This window comes from Thiemannella venezuelensis (assembly GCF_014203605.1).
Taxonomy (GTDB): Bacteria; Actinomycetota; Actinomycetes; order Streptosporangiales; family Streptosporangiaceae; genus Planomonospora_A; species Planomonospora_A venezuelensis.
In genome coordinates, this window is record NZ_JACHJJ010000001.1 from 342,881 (window position 1) to 358,564 (window position 15,684).

Consider the following 15,684-nt stretch of genomic DNA (forward strand, 5'->3'; position numbering starts at 1 on the left):
TCCTATCGAGCGCGGGTGACAACATCATCCTGCGCGTTGAGGTGTTTGCGCACGCGCACCCTGAGCAGGACCGCCGCCAGAACCGAGGCGGTGAGGCTCGCCGCGAGCACGCCGGTGGTCACCGCGGCCGCCCTTTCAGGATCATCGCCGAAGGCGAGACCGCCGATGAGCAGCGACACGGTGAACCCGACTCCGGCCAGTATCGACACCGCGGCCATGTCCCGCCAGTGCAGTTCCTCGGAGAGTCTCGCCAGGCCGAGCCGTACGGCCAGCCACGCCCCGCCGAAGACGCCGAGGAACTTTCCGGCGACCAGACCGGCGATCACACCGAGGACGACCCTGTCGCCGGCGACCGCGCCGAGGCTGCCGGCGTCGAGGACCACCCCGGCGGAGAGGAAGGCGAAGACCGGGACCGCGAAGCCCGCCGAGACCGGCCGGAGGCGGTGGTCGGCCCGTTCGGCGGGGGAGCTCTCCTCGCCGGGGCCGCTGTGCACGCGGGTCATGAGGCCGAGTGCTACCCCGGCGACGGTCGCGTGAACGCCGCTGATCTCCACGAGGTACCAGGCGAGGACGGCCAGCGGAACGTAGATCCACGCTCCCCGGACCCGCCTGGCCTGCAGCAGGCCGTACAGGGCGATGACCGCCGCCCCGGCGGCCAGGGCGAGGAGGTTCAGGTGGTCGGTGAAGAAGACGGCGATGATGGTGATCGCGCCGAGGTCGTCGACCACCGCGCTGGTCAGCAGGAACGCCCGCAGCGCGGCGGGCAGCGCGCTGGCCGTCACGGCCAGTACGGCCAGCGCGAACGCGATGTCGGTGGCGGTGGGGACCGCCCAGCCCCGGCCGGCCTGCGGCGCGCCCCAGCTCACCGCGAGGTAGACGAGGGCGGGCATGATCATCCCGGCGACGGCGGCGAGGACGGGCAGGGCCGCCTTGCGGAGGTTGGCGAGCTCGCCGTGGACGAACTCCTCCTTGACCTCGATGCCCGCGACGAAGAAGAAGATCGCCAGCAGGCCGTTCTGGGCCCACTTGTAGAGCTCGAGGTCGAGGTGGAGGGCGTGCGGGCCCACGACGGTGGTGCGCAGCGCCTCGTAGGAGTCGTGGGACACGTTGGCCCACACCAGCGCGGCGACCGTGGCCAGGAGCATGATGACGCCGCCCACGGTCTCGGCGCGGAGCGCCTCGGCGAGCTGGCGGGCGTAGCGGACGGTGGGCTGGAAAGGCCACAGTTCGGCGGCGCGGCGCATGGAACCTCCGGGTCTACGGCGGAGGTCGGTTCCCCCACCGGCCGACCAGACTTCCCGGCACACCTGCCCCAATCCTACACAGACCACCCTAAATGATCTTTGCGGTGCCGGGGCGGACGGGAAGGGCCGCGCACGAGGAGGGGGTGCGGACCCGCGGGTCCGCGCCCCCTCCGGGAGCAGGTCAGTCCTCGCTCTTGGCGCTGGGCAGCTTCTCGGAGATGAGGTTCATCACGGTGCTGTCGGCCAGCGTGGTGACGTCGCCGATGCTGCGGTTCTCCGCGACGTCGCGGAGCAGGCGGCGCATGATCTTGCCCGAGCGGGTCTTCGGCAGCTCGGGGACGACCAGGATCTGCCGGGGCTTGGCGATCGGGCCGAGCGTCCTGGCCACGTGGTTGCGGAGCTCGGCGGCGATGTCCGCACCCTCCTCCGCGCTGCCGCGCAGGATCACGAACGAGACGATGGCCTGGCCGGTCACCGGGTCGGTCGCGCCGACCACGGCCGCCTCGGCGACCTTCGGGTGGGAGACGAGGGCCGACTCCACCTCGGTGGTCGAGATGTTGTGGCCGGAGACGAGCATGACGTCGTCGACGCGGCCGAGCAGCCAGATGTCCCCGTCCTCGTCCCGCTTGGCGCCGTCGCCCGCGAAGTACATCCCCTCGAACCGGGACCAGTAGGTGTCGATGTAGCGCTGGTCGTCGCCCCAGATCGTGCGGAGCATCGACGGCCACGGGTCGCGGATCGCCAGGAAGCCGCCGCCGCCGTTGGGCACGCTCTCGCCCTGGTCGTCGACCACGTCGGCGGTGATGCCGGGGAGCGGGCGCATCGCCGCGCCGGGCTTGGCGCTGGTCACGCCGGGGAGCGGGCTGATCATGACGGCGCCGGTCTCGGTCTGCCACCAGGTGTCGACGACCGGGGTGCGGTTGCCGCCGATGTGCTCGCGGTACCAGACGTAGGCCTCGGGGTTGATCGGCTCGCCGACGCTGCCCAGGATGCGCAGGGACGACATGTCGTACTTGGCGGGGATGTCGTCGCCCCACTTCATGAACGTGCGGATCGCGGTCGGCGCGGTGTAGAGGATCGTGACCTTGTACTTCTGGACGATCTCCCAGAAGCGGCCGCGGTGCGGGGTGTCCGGGGTGCCCTCGTAGATGACGCTGGTCGCGCCGTTGGCGAGCGGGCCGTACACGATGTAGGAGTGACCGGTCACCCAGCCGATGTCGGCGGTGCACCAGTAGATGTCGTTCTCGGGCTTGAGGTCGAACACCGCGTGGTGGGTGTAGGCGGTCTGGGTCAGGTAGCCGCCGGTGGTGTGCAGGATGCCCTTCGGCTTCCCGGTCGTGCCGCTGGTGTAGAGGATGTAGAGCGGGTGCTCGGCGTCGTGCGGGACCGGCGCGTGCTCGGCGCTCTGGCGGTCGACCAGGTCGTGCCACCAGACGTCCTTGTCGGTCCAGTCGACCTCCTGGCCGGTCCGGCGGACCACGAGCACGCGCTCGATGCCGGGGCACTCCTTGACCGCCTCGTCCACGGTCGGCTTGAGCGCGCTGGGCGCGCCGCGGCGGTAGCCGCCGTCGGCGGTGACCACGACCTTGGCGTCGGCGTCCTTGATCCGGCCGCTGAGCGCGCTGGCGGAGAACCCGCCGAAGACCACCGAGTGGATCGCGCCGATGCGGGCGCAGGCGAGCATCGTGATCGGCAGCTCGGGGATCATCGGCATGTAGACCGCGACCCGGTCTCCCTTGCCGACGCCCAGCTCGGTCAGGGCGTTCGCCGCCTTGGCGACCTCCCTCTGCAGGTCGGCGTAGGTGATCGTACGGCTGTCGCCCTCGGGCTCGCCCTCCCAGTGGTAGGCGACCTTCTCACCCAGCCCCGCCTCGACGTGGCGGTCGACGCAGTTGTAGGCGACGTTCAGCTCGCCGCCGACGAACCACTTGGCGAAGGGCGGGTTCCAGTCGAGGGCGGTGTTCCAGCGGGTGGACCAGCTCAGGCGGTCGGCCTGCTTCTCCCAGAACGCGAGGCGGTCTGCCTCGGCCTCGGTGTAGGCCTGCGCGGTCACGTTCGCGGCCGCGGCCAGCTCGGCAGGAGGAGCGAACCGCCGGGTCTCGTGCAGCAGGTTCGACAGCGTCTCCTGGGTCTCACGCGGTTCGGAACCAGGGGTCTCCGGGGCCACTACGCACTCCTTCTCGTACTGCTTGTCGGCTTTGGATGTGTCCCACTTCACCAGCCCGCAGGGGGCTGCCACAAGAGGTCTAGACAGGTCTGTACCAATCGGTGATGCGGGACGTGCGACTTCGCATCACTTCTAACGCTCAGTAGTCATCGCGGAGGAAATGTTGTGATTCCGACACCATAGAAATGTAGAAGGCGTTATTCCAGCGCATCTGGTACGGCTGTGCGCCGGATGGCCCGATGCGTTCGGTGAACGGTCGGGCGGCCGTTCTCCGGCGGATTCCCCGCGGATTCCCGGCGGATTCCACCGCGGCGTCGGGAGGCCGGTGACCGGCGGGTAGGGTCGGGGACCGTGAGCGACCCATTGGCTGCCATCGCCGACCTGCCCGGAGTGCCGGAGGCGGTGGCCGACGTGCGAAAGGCCGTGGACCGCCTCTACGGGCACCGCGTGCTGCGGCGCAAGAGCCCGGAGGTCTCGGCGAGGTCCGCCCTGCGCGGGGCCCGGGCGTCCGCCGCGCTCGACGGCGTGGACGTGCCGCTGGAGGCCATCCCCGAGGTCACCGACCCCGTGGTCCAGGGCGCGCTGCGCGTCTCCGCCGAACTGGGGCGGCTGGGGCCGACCTGGCGTACGGCGCCGCGCCAGGTGCTGGCCCGGCTGCACACGCTGGCCGCCGCCGGCCTGACCGAGGACCTCGGCCGCCCGCGGGCCTCCGCGGAGGCGCCCGATCCCCTCGGGCTGGGCCCCGCGCCCGGGCCCGAGGCGACCGTGGCCCGGGTGGACGGACTGGTCGGCCTGGTCACGGGGGCGTCCAGGGCGCCCGCGCTCGTGCTGGCCGCCGTCGTGCACGCCGAACTGGCCGTGCTGCGCCCCTTCGGCTCGGCGGACGGGGTCGTCGCGCGGGCGGCGGAGCGGCTGACGCTGGTGGAGTTCGGGCTGGACCCGAAGTCGCTGTCCGCGGTGGAGCTGGGGCACCTGGAGCTCGGGCCGGCCTACGGGGAGAGCCTGCGCGCCTATCTGACCGGCACCGCCGACGGGGTCGCGACCTGGGTGCGGCACTGCGCCTCGGCGGTCGTCCTCGGGGTGCGGGAGGCCACGGCGATCTGCGAGGCCATGCAGCGCGGCTGAGGTGTGCGGTGCGGCCGGAGCGATCTGCGAGGCCGGGGTGTGCGGCGCGGCGTGCGGGTGGCCGGTGGGCGCGTCCGGTGGGAGCTCGGCCGGCGGAGGAATTACGGACAGCCCGCGGGCACAAAGCGGACGGCGCCCCAACGAGGGGGCGCCGTCACCGGCACGTCTCATCGGGTTACCAAGCGTGCACCTGTATTCGTCGGACGGGACAAGCCCGTTTCGACGCGCCTCCCGCGGCTGGTCGCGCGTGGGTGCCCGATGGCCGTGCCCGGACACTTGGTCCGTGCCACCTTTGTACGTCGGATCCGGGCTGATGGGAACCCCTGGGAGCAAGACCTTTACGGATTGCGGGACATCCGGCGGCGAGCCGCCCCGGACGCCGCACGGCCGTACGGTCCCCGCCCGCGGGCCGATCCGGCGTCCCGGCATGATCACAGCCTGTGATCGGCAGTCCGCCGGTCCGGGCGGCGCCCGGACCGGCGGGCCGGACGGTACGGGCCTGCGGTCCGCTCGGTGGCCAGATTGTTATTTGAAAAAAACCAGCGGAAACCAGAGATTACTCCTCGACGAAATCCATACGATGGGGCAGCATACGGTTGTATCTCCAGAAACCGGGGCATTGTGTGCGGACTGCTCTACTGGTCTCTTGCCACACCCGGTCCATCTGTTGAAAGCTTTCTTCTGAAACGGGACCGGCTCTACCCCCCCGGAGCCGGACCGGTCGGCGGCCCCCGCTCTCCCCCCCAGCGGGGGTCGCCGTTCACTTCTCCACAGGCGGGCCGGTCGCCGGCCGTTCGTCCACAGAACGCCGCTCAGGGCCGTGACGGGACCGGCTCCTCCCGGAAGGTGGGTCTCCCACGCTTCAGGGAGGCACCCTTGGACCGCCCTCTGGTCATCACCGAAGACCACGATCTGCTCGACGACCTGCTCCGTGTCGCCGCCGCCGCCGGAGCGGAGCTCGACGTGGCCCACACACCCGCGCACGCCCGGCCCTACTGGACCCGCGCTCCGATGGTCGTCGTCGGCAGCGACCTGGCGGACGCCCTGGCGGCGACCGGTCCGCCGCCCCGCCACCGGGTCGTCCTGGTCACGCGCACGCCGGGAGACCCCGACACCTGGCGCCGGTGCGTCGCGGTCGGAGCCCAGGCGGTCCTGGAGCTGCCCTCCGCCGAGCGGCAGCTGGTCGACGAGTTCGCCGACGCGGTGGAGCCCGCGTCACGGGCCGGTCTCGTCGTCTGCGTCGCCGGTGGGCGGGGCGGAGCCGGAGCCAGCGTCCTGGCCGCCTCGCTCGCGCTGACCGCATCCCGCACGCATCTGCGCACCCTCCTCGTCGACGCCGATCCCCTCGGCGGCGGCCTCGACCTCCTGCTGGGCCAGGAGGAGGCGGCGGGCGCCCGCTGGTCCGACCTGGTCGCCCGGGAGGGCAGGGTCAGTTTCACCGCGCTCCGGGCGGCCCTGCCCAGGGTCTCCGAGCTGACCATGCTCTCCTTCCACCGGGGCGAGGCCCAGGACATCCCGGCCGAGGCGATGCGCTCGGTCCTCGACGCGGGCCAGCGGGGCTTCGACCTCGTGGTCGCGGATCTGCCCCGCCGGCCCGATCCCGCCGCGGTGGAGGCGCTGAGCCGGGCCGCCGTCACCCTCCTGGTGGTCACCGCCGACGTGCGCGGGGTGCTCGCCGCGGCCCAGGTGCTCAGCGGACTGCGGGAGCACACCGCCGAGGTCCGGGCGGCCGTCCGCGCGGGTGTCCTGGACGACGAGGTGGTCACCGCCTCCCTCGGAGTCCGGTGCGCCGGAGGCATCCCGGACCAGCCACGGCTCGCCTCCGCTCTGAACCGCGGCGACATCCCCCCGATCGGCCGCCGGACCCCGCTCGGCCGGTTCTGCGGGGCGTTCCTGCACTCCCTGCTCGAATCCGGGCCCTTCCCGGCGGGAACCGCCCGCCTCCCCGCACGGGCCGGGCAGCCCCCACGCGGCACCGGGCCCTCTCCGCTCGGGCCCGAGCCCTCTCCGCCCGGCACCGGGTCCTCCCCGTCCGCAGCGGGACGGCCCCTGCCCGGGGCGAGGAGATGAGCCGGCCCGCGCCCGGCGGCGCGGTCTCCCCCGACCTGGTCGAAGCGGTCCGGGTAAGGCTGGCCCGGACCGGCGTCGAGCCCAGCGCCGCGCATGTCGCCGTCGCGCTCCGGGCCGAGCGGGCGGTGCTGGGCGACGCGGAGGTCCTGGCGGTGGCCCGCGCCCTGTGCGCCGACCTGATCGGCGCGGGTCCGCTGGAGCCGCTCCTGGCGGAGGCCGAGATCACCGACGTGCTGGTGAACGGCCCGCGCGAGGTGTGGATCGACGACGGGCGGGGCCTGCGCCGGACCTCGGTCACCTTCCCCGACGAGGACGCCGTCCGGCGGCTCGCCCAGCGGCTGGCCGCGGCGGCGGGCAGGCGCCTCGACGAGGCCAGCCCCTACGTGGACGCCCGGCTCGCCGGCGGTGTCCGGCTGCACGCCGTGCTGCCCCCGCTCGCGCCCTGCGGCACCTGCCTGTCCCTGCGGCTCCCGCCGCGCCGCACGTTCGCCCTTCCCGAGCTGGTCGAGGCGGGCGCGATCAGAGCCGACACGGTTCCGGTCCTCGCCGCGGTGGTCGAGTCGAGACTCTCCTTCCTCGTGTCGGGCGGCACCGGCACCGGGAAGACGACGCTCCTGTCGAGCCTGCTCTCTCTGGCCGGCCCCGGCGAGCGCATCCTTCTCGTGGAGGACTCCGCCGAACTGCGGCCCCTGCACCCCCACGTGGTGCGCCTGGAGTCCCGCCCGGCCAACCTGGAGGGCGCCGGGGCGGTGGGCCTGCGCGACCTCGTCCGCCAGGCGCTGCGCATGCGCCCGGACCGCCTCGTCGTCGGGGAGGTGAGGGGCGCCGAGGTCGTCGACCTGCTGGCCGCTCTCAACACCGGGCACGAGGGCGGTTGCGGCACCCTCCACGCCAACGCGGCGGCCGATGTGCCACCTCGGCTGGAGGCGCTGGCCTGTGCCGCGGGGCTCAGCAGGGACGCGGTCCACAGCCAGATCGCCGCGGCGCTGGACGCCGTCGTCCACCTCACCCGGGACCACGCCGGCGGCCGTCGCAGGGTCGCCGAGATCTGCATGATGGTCCGCCGCCCCTCGGGCCTGGTCGAGGCCGAGCCGGCGCTCACCTTCTCCCCGGACGGCTCCGCCACCCCCGGTCCAGGCCTGGCCGCCCTCGCCGCCCGGGCTCCCGGCATCTCCGTGCGGTCATGACCGCGGCGGCCGTGGTCCTCACCCTGCTGGCGGTCTGGCTGTGGACGGGACCCGATCCGGGAACGCTCCGGCTCGCACGCCTGCTGCGGCGCGACCGTGCGGACCCCCGCCCTCGGCGGTGGTGGCCGAGCCGGGCCTCCTGGCCGGCCGGGCGGGCGGAGGCGTGGAGAGCGGCCTCGGCGGAGCTCTGCCAGGGACTCGCCGCCGAACTGGCCGCCGGGCGCACGGCGGGCGAAGCGCTGACCCGGGCCGTGGCCGCGGCGGCCCTCCCCGATCCGGTGGCGTTCCGCTCGGTGATCGCCGCGGCGAGAGACGGAGGCGACGTTCCCGCGGCGCTGCTGGCCGCGGCTCCGGACCGGGGAGGCGAAGGGCTCCGGCGGTTGGCGGTGTGCTGGCAGGCGAGCGCGACCGCAGGAGGAGGGCTCTCGGTTCTCGTCGACAGGGTGGCCGCCTCCCTCCGCGAGGCCGAGGCCCACCGGCGGGACGTCGCGACCCAGCTCGCCGGGGCGCGTGCGACCGCCCGCCTGCTCGCCGGGCTCCCGGCGCTGGGCCTGCTGATGGCGGCGGGACTCGGCATGCGTCCCTTCGGCTTCCTGTTCGGGGGACCGGCGGGTGCGGGCTGCCTGGTGCTGGGGGCCGCGCTCGACGGCTGCGGCCTGTGGTGGACCCACCGCCTGGTCACCCGGGCCGAGCAGGCCTGAGCCCGCCCGCATCCCGCCCGGGGGCGCGGGCCGAGGCTCCTTCGCTCCGCCCGGTGCGGGGCGGAGACCTCTCGGACCCCGCTCCGGGCAGGTCCCTGGAGGGCTTCGGCGGGACCGCGTCCGGAGGCGAGTCCCCACGCCGTTCCCACGTCGCCGATCTGGAGGAGTTCGATGCACGCGTTGTCGGCCGGTGCGGCGGCCGTACTGCTCACCGGGGCGGCCGTCTGGCTGTGGACGTCCTCCGGCGATCCCGTCCGCCGGCTGCGCCGGGCAGGCCCGCGCTCTCCGGCCGTTCCGGAGCCGCAGGCGGTGCGATCACGCACGGCGGGACCGGCCGCGCAGGGCGGTGCGGCGGGAGGCGCCGCCGGGAGGCGGCCGGAGCGGGGAGAGCTGGCCGTCGCGGTCGTCACGGGAGTGATGATCTTCCTTGCGGTCGGCGGTGTCGCCGGAGCCGTCGCGGGAGGGGCCGGATCCGCGGCCGTGGCCCTGATCCTCCGGAGGAGGGAGCCTCCGGCGTTGCGCCGGGAACGCGAGCGGATCACCGCGGACCTGCCGCTGGCGGCCGATCTCCTGGTGGCCTGCCTGCGTGCGGGGCAGCCGGTCACCGGGGCGCTCGACGTCACCGCCCAGGCGATCGGAGGGCCGCTCGGAGAGCGCCTCGCGTGGGTGGGCGGGCAGTTGAGGCTGGGGGCCGACCCGGAGGGCGCGTGGTCCGCTCTCGCGGGCGAGCGCGAGCTGGCCCCGCTCGCCCGGACCATGAGCCGGGCGGCGCTCAGCGGCGCTCCCGTGGCCGATGTGCTGGCCCGGTTGTCCGACGACGCCCGGCACGCGGCCCGGGCGATGTCGGCGGCCGCCGCCCGCCGGGTCGGCATCCAGGCGGTCGCGCCTCTGGGCCTGTGCTTCCTGCCCGCGTTCGTTCTCCTGGGCATCGTCCCGGTCGTGGCGGGACTCGCCGGAGAGATCTTGATTCCGTAGGTCGTCCACAGGCTTGGCGGCTTCTCCGGAAGTCGTCCACAGAACCCTGTTCGTATCCACAGGCGCATGCGCCCGTCGGAGAGCCTGGTCCGACCGACGCCGGGCACGGGGCCCGGCCTCGATCATGAGGAGGAACCGATGGCCGGATCGAGCACCGACGGTCTCCGGCGTGCGTCGTCGAGGTGGTGGCGGAGCCGCTGGACCCGGCTGACCACCGCCCAGGGCCGGGAGAGCGGCATGTCCACCGCCGAATACGCGGTGGGCACGATCGCCGCCTGCGCGTTCGCAGCCATCCTTTTCAAGGTGGTGAACAGCCCCGAGGTGCAGGAGATGGTCAGCAGCCTCATCGACCGGGCGCTGAACGTGGCCGGGTGAGCCAGGTGAGCCAGGTGACCCGTTCATCCGCTCCGTGCTTCTCCCGGGGGTCCGTGACCGCGGAGACCGTGGCGGTGCTGCCCGCCCTCGTCGCGGTTCTCGCCGCCGGGCTGTGGGCGGTGGCGGCGGTGGAGGCCCGGCTGGAGTGTGCCGACGCGGCCCGGGCGGGTGCTCGGGCCGCGTCCAGGGGAGAGTCGCTGGACCGCGTGCGGAGCGGCGTCCTGGCCGCCGCTCCGGCGGGGGCGCGGGCGGAGGTGGTCAGAGACGGCGAGCGGGTCCGGGTGGAGGTGTCCGTGGGGGTCAGACCCCGCTGGGGCGCCTCCCTCCCGGAGGTGGTCGTGCGCTCGACCGCCGTCTCCGTCGTCGAGCCGGGCGCGGGCCTGCCGGGCGGTCCCGGGGCCGGGCCGGGAGCGCCCGCCGCCGGCCCGGACGGCGGACGGCGGGATGACGTCGTGGAGCGGTGAGGCCGTGCGGAGTCCGGGGGAGCGGGGGTCGGCGACGATCTGGATGGCCGGGGTCCTGGCGGTGATCTTCGCGGTGGCGGCCGCGGCGGTGTTCGCGGGCGCCGCCCGGGTGGCGCGTCACCGGGTGCAGGCCGCCGCCGACCTCAGCGCGCTGGCCGCCGCCCGGCTGGCTTTCGCCGACCCTGTGCGCGGATGCTCTGAGGCGGCTTCACTCGCCGCGGAGAACGGGGCCAGGCTCATGGGATGCGCCGCCGGTGACGACGGCGTCGTCACCGTCCGGACGGCCTGCCGGTTCTCGCTGCCGGTGGTGGGCGAACGGGAGATCGCGGCATACGCGCGCGCCGGACCCGTCCACATCACCGGCCCCACCGGTTGAGGAAGGCCCGGGCCGGGGGACCTGCGACGGGTCCGGGATGCGGGATGCCCGAACCGCCCGGGGAGGCCGGAGGCGGCGGGGCCGCCCTCTCGCGGAAGGGCCATCCTCGGGCGGGGAGCCGCGCCTTTCCCGGTGCGGCGCTGCTCCCCCCATCGGGAACGCTCGGCCTGAGAGGGGCGGAGCCCTATGCCGTCGGGGCGCAGAACGGCCGTCCGGAAGCCAGGTCGCAATCGAATCACGACTTCTTGGACGACATGTCCAAGAGATGGAGGTCTCTCATAAGGTTCCGCTTACCTTTCGCCTCCGCTTTCCCGTCCTCGGGTCCGGGAAGGCGGGGCTGCGAGTCGCCCGGCAGGACGGCCGTCCCCGGTGGCCGGGCCCGCTCGCGGCCGTGGGTTCAGGAGGTCCGGGCCGGTGGGAGCCGGTCCGGAGGACTGGCGCGTCCGGACGCCCGTACGGCGGGCGGCCGGGGGCGAGCGGCTCTCGACGAAGGGAAGCGTCGTGACGACGGTTCGCAGGCTGGTCGCCGCGGCGGCGATCGCGCCCATCGTGTCCGTGTCCGCGGTGCTCGCCGCGGCGGCCCCGGCGCAGGCTCAGGCGCGCCTGGACATGCCGTCACGGGTCACCTCGGGCCAGGGGGTGACGATCTCCGGCAAGGTCGACTTCGCGTTCGACGCCATCCTCTACGTCAACGGCCAGGAGGTCGCCAAGGGAGACCAGCGCGTCTCCTACACCTGGGATCCCGGGGACCGCCCGAACGGCAGCTACAAGATCAGACTCGTCCAGCAGGGCAAGCTGCTGGGCGGCAAGTGGGACGAGACGTCCGAGACCCTGGTGCAGGCCGTTCCTCCGGCCACCCCCGGAGGGGTCGCCGTGCGCCTGCAGGGGGACCGGGCGGTGGTGACCTGGGACAAGGGGGCTGAGCCCGACCTGCGGAGCTACGAGATCTCCACGAGCGAGACCGGCAAGGTCGGCAGCGTGCAGGTGGACGGCGCGTGCGGGGGCGGTTCGTGCAAGGCGACCCTGGCCGTGCCCGCCAAGGCGGCCGGCCGGCGGATCGGGTTCACGGTGCGGGCGCTGCGGAGCGACGGCGGCGGCGGCACCCTGGCCTCGGGGCAGTCCGCCGCCGCCACGGTGAGCATCCCCGCCGCAGCGCCGCAGGGCACGGACGCCGGCGAGAACGGCACGTCCCGGAAGAGCACGGACGAGGGCGCCGGCACCCGGCGGAGCGACCAGAGCGGCGGCACGAAGAACAGCGGCGAGAAGAGCGGCGGCAAGCAGACCGGAATCGAGAACCTGCCCCAGCTGCCTCCGAAGAAGCCGGCGGCCGCTCCGACCCGGCCGGCGAAGACGGCGGCCGTGCCCACGAAGGTGCCCGCACTCCCCAAGGAGGTCCGGGAGGACGCCGCGCTCGCGACGGCGGGACCGGGGACCGGGAGCAAACCGGGGAAGGGCTCCGGGAGCGGTGGCAAGAACGGTACGGCGCCGCCCCTCGACCCGCAGACCGCCGGGACCGGTACGGACGTCGCGCCGGCCGTGGACACGAACATCACGGCGCGGTCGGCCGAGTCGCCGGCCGGCGGAATGGTCCAGGGCCTGTCCATCGCGGGCGGACTGGTCCTGCTGATCCTCGGAGCGCACTTCGGTGCATGGCTCCGCCGCAAGAGGCTGGTGGCGGTCGCGGGAGGTCCCGGCGCCGCGGGAGGCTCCGGGGCCCCGGCGGTGGACGGAGACCCGCGAGACGACTCCACGACCCGGGCCGGCAGGGACGCCCCCGCGGCGGCCGGTGCCGCCGCGGTGACCGGTGCCGCCGCGGTGACCGCCCGCCGCCCCGCGGTCATCCTCGCGGTGGCCAAGACCCCCCATATACAGCCGTCACCGGCGCAGTCCCCTCCCGCGTCCTCGCCGGCCCCCCGCCCCGAGACCCCCTCCGTCTCCCGCCCCGCGCCGTCCTCCCCGGATCCCGGGCCTCCGGTCTCCGCGACCCCGGCGGGCCGGCCGTTCTCCCCGCACACGGTGGACCGGCCGGTGAGCCCCGAGCCGGCCTCCGCTCCCGAACCGGTCGCCTCCCCGGGGCGGCCGGCCCGCGTCCCCGGGCGGCCGGTCCAGGGACCGGCGCCGGTCCCGGCGCCCGTCGTGCCCGCCGAGTCCATGCGGCTGGCGCTGCCCGCCGCCGCTCCGATCGCCGAGGTGGGCGTCGTGACTCCGGTGGCGGTCCGGATCGGCGACACTCCGGCCGCGGCCCGGACCGGCGACCGCTGGGACGACTACCTCCCGCCCGCCCCCCGCTCCATGGAGGACAGCGGGTTCTGGGAGCGGCCGCAGCCCGGCGCCGCGGACTTCTGGGCGGCCGACGAGGAGGACCCCGCCTACTCCGGCCGCCGGCCCCAGGGGGGCTGAGCGGCCCTGAGCCGTCCGCGGGCCCTGAACCGTCCGCGGGCCGAGCCGTCCGCGGGACCGGTGGCGGCTGCGGGGCCGCGGCCGTCGGCCGGGAGGGTCAGCCGGGATCCGGCGAGAGCAGGACGGCCAGCAGCCGTAGCGCTCCGGCCTTGTCCAGGGGCTCGTTGCCGTTGCCGCACTTGGGCGACTGGATGCACGAGGGGCAGCCGCGATCGCACTCGCAGGAGGCGATGGCCTCCCGCGTGGCGGTGAGCCAGTCGAGGGCGCGGGCGTAGCCGCGTTCGGCGAAGCCCGCGCCGCCCTCGTTCCCGTCGTAGACGAAGACGGTCAGCAGGCCGGTGTCGGCGTGGAGCTCGGTGGAGACGCCGCCGATGTCCCAGCGGTCGCAGGTGGCGAACAGCGGGAGCAGGCCGATGGAGGCGTGCTCGGCCGCGTGCGCCGCCCCGCCCAGGTCCGTCCCCGCCTCCGCCAGGGACGTGACCGCCGAGGCGGGCAGCGTCCACCAGACCGCCCGCGTGCGCAGCGTGCGCGGGGGCAGGTCGAGGTCCTCGTCGCCGAGCGGTTCGCCGCTCTGCAGGCGGCGCTTGAGGTAGGACACGACCTGGCGGGTGACCTCCACCGAGCCGAAGTGGAGCTCTCCCGGCCCGAGCGGCCGGGAGCGCAGGGACTCCAGGACGGAGATCTCGGTGACGTCCCTGGCGAAGGTCGTGTAGTCGGGCGCACCGGCCTCGACCAGAGCGACCCCCGCCTCCAGGTCGAGTTCCTCCACCATGAAGGTCTCCCCCCGGTGGATGTAGACGGCGCCGGTGTGCACGGTCGTGTGCGAGGCGGGCTCGTCCACGGTGCCCAGCAGCCGCCCGGTGGACGACTCGACGACCTGGACGGGCGAGCCGCCGGTGCCCCGGATGTCGGCGAGGTCGACGGCCCGCTCCCGCCTGGTCCAGAACCACCCCGTGGGACGCTGCCTGAGCATGCCCTCGCCCACCAGGCCGGTGATCACGTCCTTGGCGGCGGGGCCGAAGACCTCCAGGTCGTCTTCGGTGAGAGGGACCTCGGCGGCCGCCGCGCACAGATGCGGCCCGAGGACGTACGGATTGTCGGGGTCGAGGACGATCGCCTCGACCGGGCGGCCGAACAGGGCCTCGGGGTGGTGGACCAGGTAGGTGTCGAGCGGGTCGTCCCTGGCGATCAGCACCGCCAGCGCGTCCTGCCCGGCCCGGCCGGCCCGCCCGGCCTGCTGCCAGAGTGACGCGCGGGTCCCCGGCCAGCCCGCGATGAGCACGGCGTCCAGCCCCGACACGTCGACGCCGAGTTCCAGGGCGTTGGTCGTGGCCAGGCCGAGAAGCTCCCCGGAGCGCAGCGCCTTCTCCAGCTCCCGGCGCTCCTCCGCCAGGTATCCGGCGCGGTAGGCGTCCACCTTGCCCTGCGCGCCGTCCTGCAGGTCCGGGGGGAGGCCCGCGTCGGCGGCCAGGTCGGAGAGCCTGGCCCGGGCGGAGAGCGCCACGGACTCGGCGGCGCGCCGGGAGCGCACGAAGGCGAGGGTGCGGACGTCGGCGAGCACCAGGTCGGCGAGGAGGTCGGCGGCCTCGGCGGTGGCGGGGCGGCGCAGGGGCGCGCCGCGTTCGCCCCTCAGATCGGCCAGGGGAGGCTCCCAGAGGGCGAAGGTGATCGCCCCCCGGGGGGAGGCGTCCGTGGTCACCTCGGCCATCTGGAGGCCTGTCAGCCGCATGGCGAAGGTCCGGGGCTCGCTCGCGGTCGCGGAGGAGAGGAAGAAGACGGGGCGGGAGCCGTACCGGGCGCAGATCCGGCGCAGGCGGCGCAGGATCTGCGCCACGTGCGAGCCGAAGACGCCCCGGTAGCCGTGGCACTCGTCGACCACGACCATGCGCAGCCGCCGCCAGAAGGACGACCAGCGGGAGTGGCGGGGCAGCAGGACGCGGTGCAGCATGTCGGGGTTGGTCAGGACGTAGTTGGCGTGCTGCCGGATCCGGTCCCGCTCCTCGAACGGGGTGTCGCCGTCGAAGGTCGCCGCGCGGAGCTCGGGCGCGCCGAGGGACTGCAGGGCGCGGAGCTGGTCGGCGGCCAGGGCCTTGGTGGGCGTCAGGTAGAGGACCGTGCCGCCGTCGAGGACCGAGACGGCGGCGGGGACCTGGTAGGCCAGGGACTTGCCGGAGGCGGTGCCGGTGGCGATGATCACGTTTTGGCCACGGTGGGCGAGGTCGGCGGCCTCGGCCTGGTGGGGCCAGAGGCCCTGGACGCCCTGGTTCGCCCAGCGCGTAACCAGCGGTTCGGCGACCCAGTCCGGCCATCGGACTTGACCGGCCTGACGTGCTGGAACATGCTCCACATGAGTGACGCGCTCCCGACGTGCGGGAACGCCGAGCAGACAGGACAAGGGGAGGTCTGGGCGCAGGGGTGATGAAGAGGACGGACTCACTGGTTTTCAGTCTCGTATCTCTGGGCAGAGTCGCCGGGAATCGTGATTTCGTATAGACACTGAGCGTACGCATGGTTGAATGCCGCGCGTCGGGGCTTGTCGTCGCGGGACCTCCGGGTCCCAGAAGTCACGCCCGAATCGGTATTTTCGCAGGCAAGGCGCT

The 15,684-nt window shown here is 74.3% G+C and carries 12 protein-coding genes; 9 read left to right on the forward strand and 3 right to left on the reverse strand.

The window, feature by feature from the left end; translation table 11 throughout:
* Positions 1-2: 2 nt before the first annotated feature.
* Positions 3-1,244 carry a Na+/H+ antiporter NhaA gene (gene nhaA / locus FHS22_RS01770; protein WP_184937708.1) on the reverse strand — a complete coding sequence of 414 codons (1,242 nt, stop codon included), beginning with the start codon at positions 1,242-1,244 and terminating at the stop codon, positions 3-5.
* A gap of 181 nt (positions 1,245-1,425) precedes the next feature.
* Positions 1,426-3,411, reverse strand: a complete 1,986-nt coding sequence (acs, locus tag FHS22_RS01775) for an acetate--CoA ligase (protein ID WP_184938331.1) — start codon at positions 3,409-3,411, stop codon at positions 1,426-1,428.
* A gap of 351 nt (positions 3,412-3,762) precedes the next feature.
* Here acs and FHS22_RS01780 point away from each other — a divergent pair, with 351 nt between their 5' ends.
* From FHS22_RS01780 to FHS22_RS01820, 9 genes are all read left to right on the forward strand, one after another.
* Positions 3,763-4,536, forward strand: a complete 774-nt coding sequence (locus FHS22_RS01780) for a Fic family protein (RefSeq protein ID WP_184937710.1) — start codon at positions 3,763-3,765, stop codon at positions 4,534-4,536.
* Positions 4,537-5,412: 876 nt separating this feature from the next.
* Entirely contained in the window at positions 5,413-6,606 is a 1,194-nt protein-coding gene (gene ssd / locus FHS22_RS01785) for a septum site-determining protein Ssd (protein ID WP_184937713.1), read from the forward strand.
* Positions 6,603-7,793: a TadA family conjugal transfer-associated ATPase gene (locus tag FHS22_RS01790; protein WP_184937715.1), complete on the forward strand. Its 1,191-nt coding sequence runs from the start codon at positions 6,603-6,605 to the stop codon at positions 7,791-7,793. Before ssd ends, FHS22_RS01790 begins: the two co-directional genes overlap by 4 nt.
* A complete protein-coding gene (locus FHS22_RS01795; protein WP_184937717.1) occupies positions 7,790-8,494 on the forward strand; it encodes a type II secretion system F family protein in 705 nt (234 codons plus the stop codon). Before FHS22_RS01790 ends, FHS22_RS01795 begins: the two co-directional genes overlap by 4 nt.
* A 171-nt stretch (positions 8,495-8,665) precedes the next feature.
* Positions 8,666-9,469, forward strand: coding sequence for a type II secretion system F family protein (locus tag FHS22_RS01800; RefSeq protein WP_260407565.1), 804 nt, complete (start codon positions 8,666-8,668; stop codon positions 9,467-9,469).
* 138 nt (positions 9,470-9,607) lie between these two features.
* A complete protein-coding gene (locus FHS22_RS01805; RefSeq protein ID WP_184937719.1) occupies positions 9,608-9,844 on the forward strand; it encodes a DUF4244 domain-containing protein in 237 nt (78 codons plus the stop codon).
* A 14-nt stretch (positions 9,845-9,858) separates the two neighbouring features.
* Positions 9,859-10,308, forward strand: a complete 450-nt coding sequence (locus tag FHS22_RS01810; protein WP_221473085.1) for a TadE family type IV pilus minor pilin — start codon at positions 9,859-9,861, stop codon at positions 10,306-10,308.
* 4 nt (positions 10,309-10,312) lie between these two features.
* Positions 10,313-10,684: an Rv3654c family TadE-like protein gene (locus FHS22_RS01815; protein WP_184937721.1), complete on the forward strand. Its 372-nt coding sequence runs from the start codon at positions 10,313-10,315 to the stop codon at positions 10,682-10,684.
* A 414-nt stretch (positions 10,685-11,098) separates the two neighbouring features.
* Positions 11,099-13,084, forward strand: a complete 1,986-nt coding sequence (locus FHS22_RS01820) for a hypothetical protein (protein WP_184937722.1) — start codon at positions 11,099-11,101, stop codon at positions 13,082-13,084.
* Positions 13,085-13,181: 97 nt separating this feature from the next.
* Here FHS22_RS01820 and FHS22_RS01825 read toward each other — a convergent pair whose 3' ends face one another.
* A complete protein-coding gene (locus tag FHS22_RS01825) occupies positions 13,182-15,479 on the reverse strand; it encodes a DEAD/DEAH box helicase (RefSeq protein WP_377295976.1) in 2,298 nt (765 codons plus the stop codon).
* Positions 15,480-15,684 lie beyond the last annotated feature (205 nt).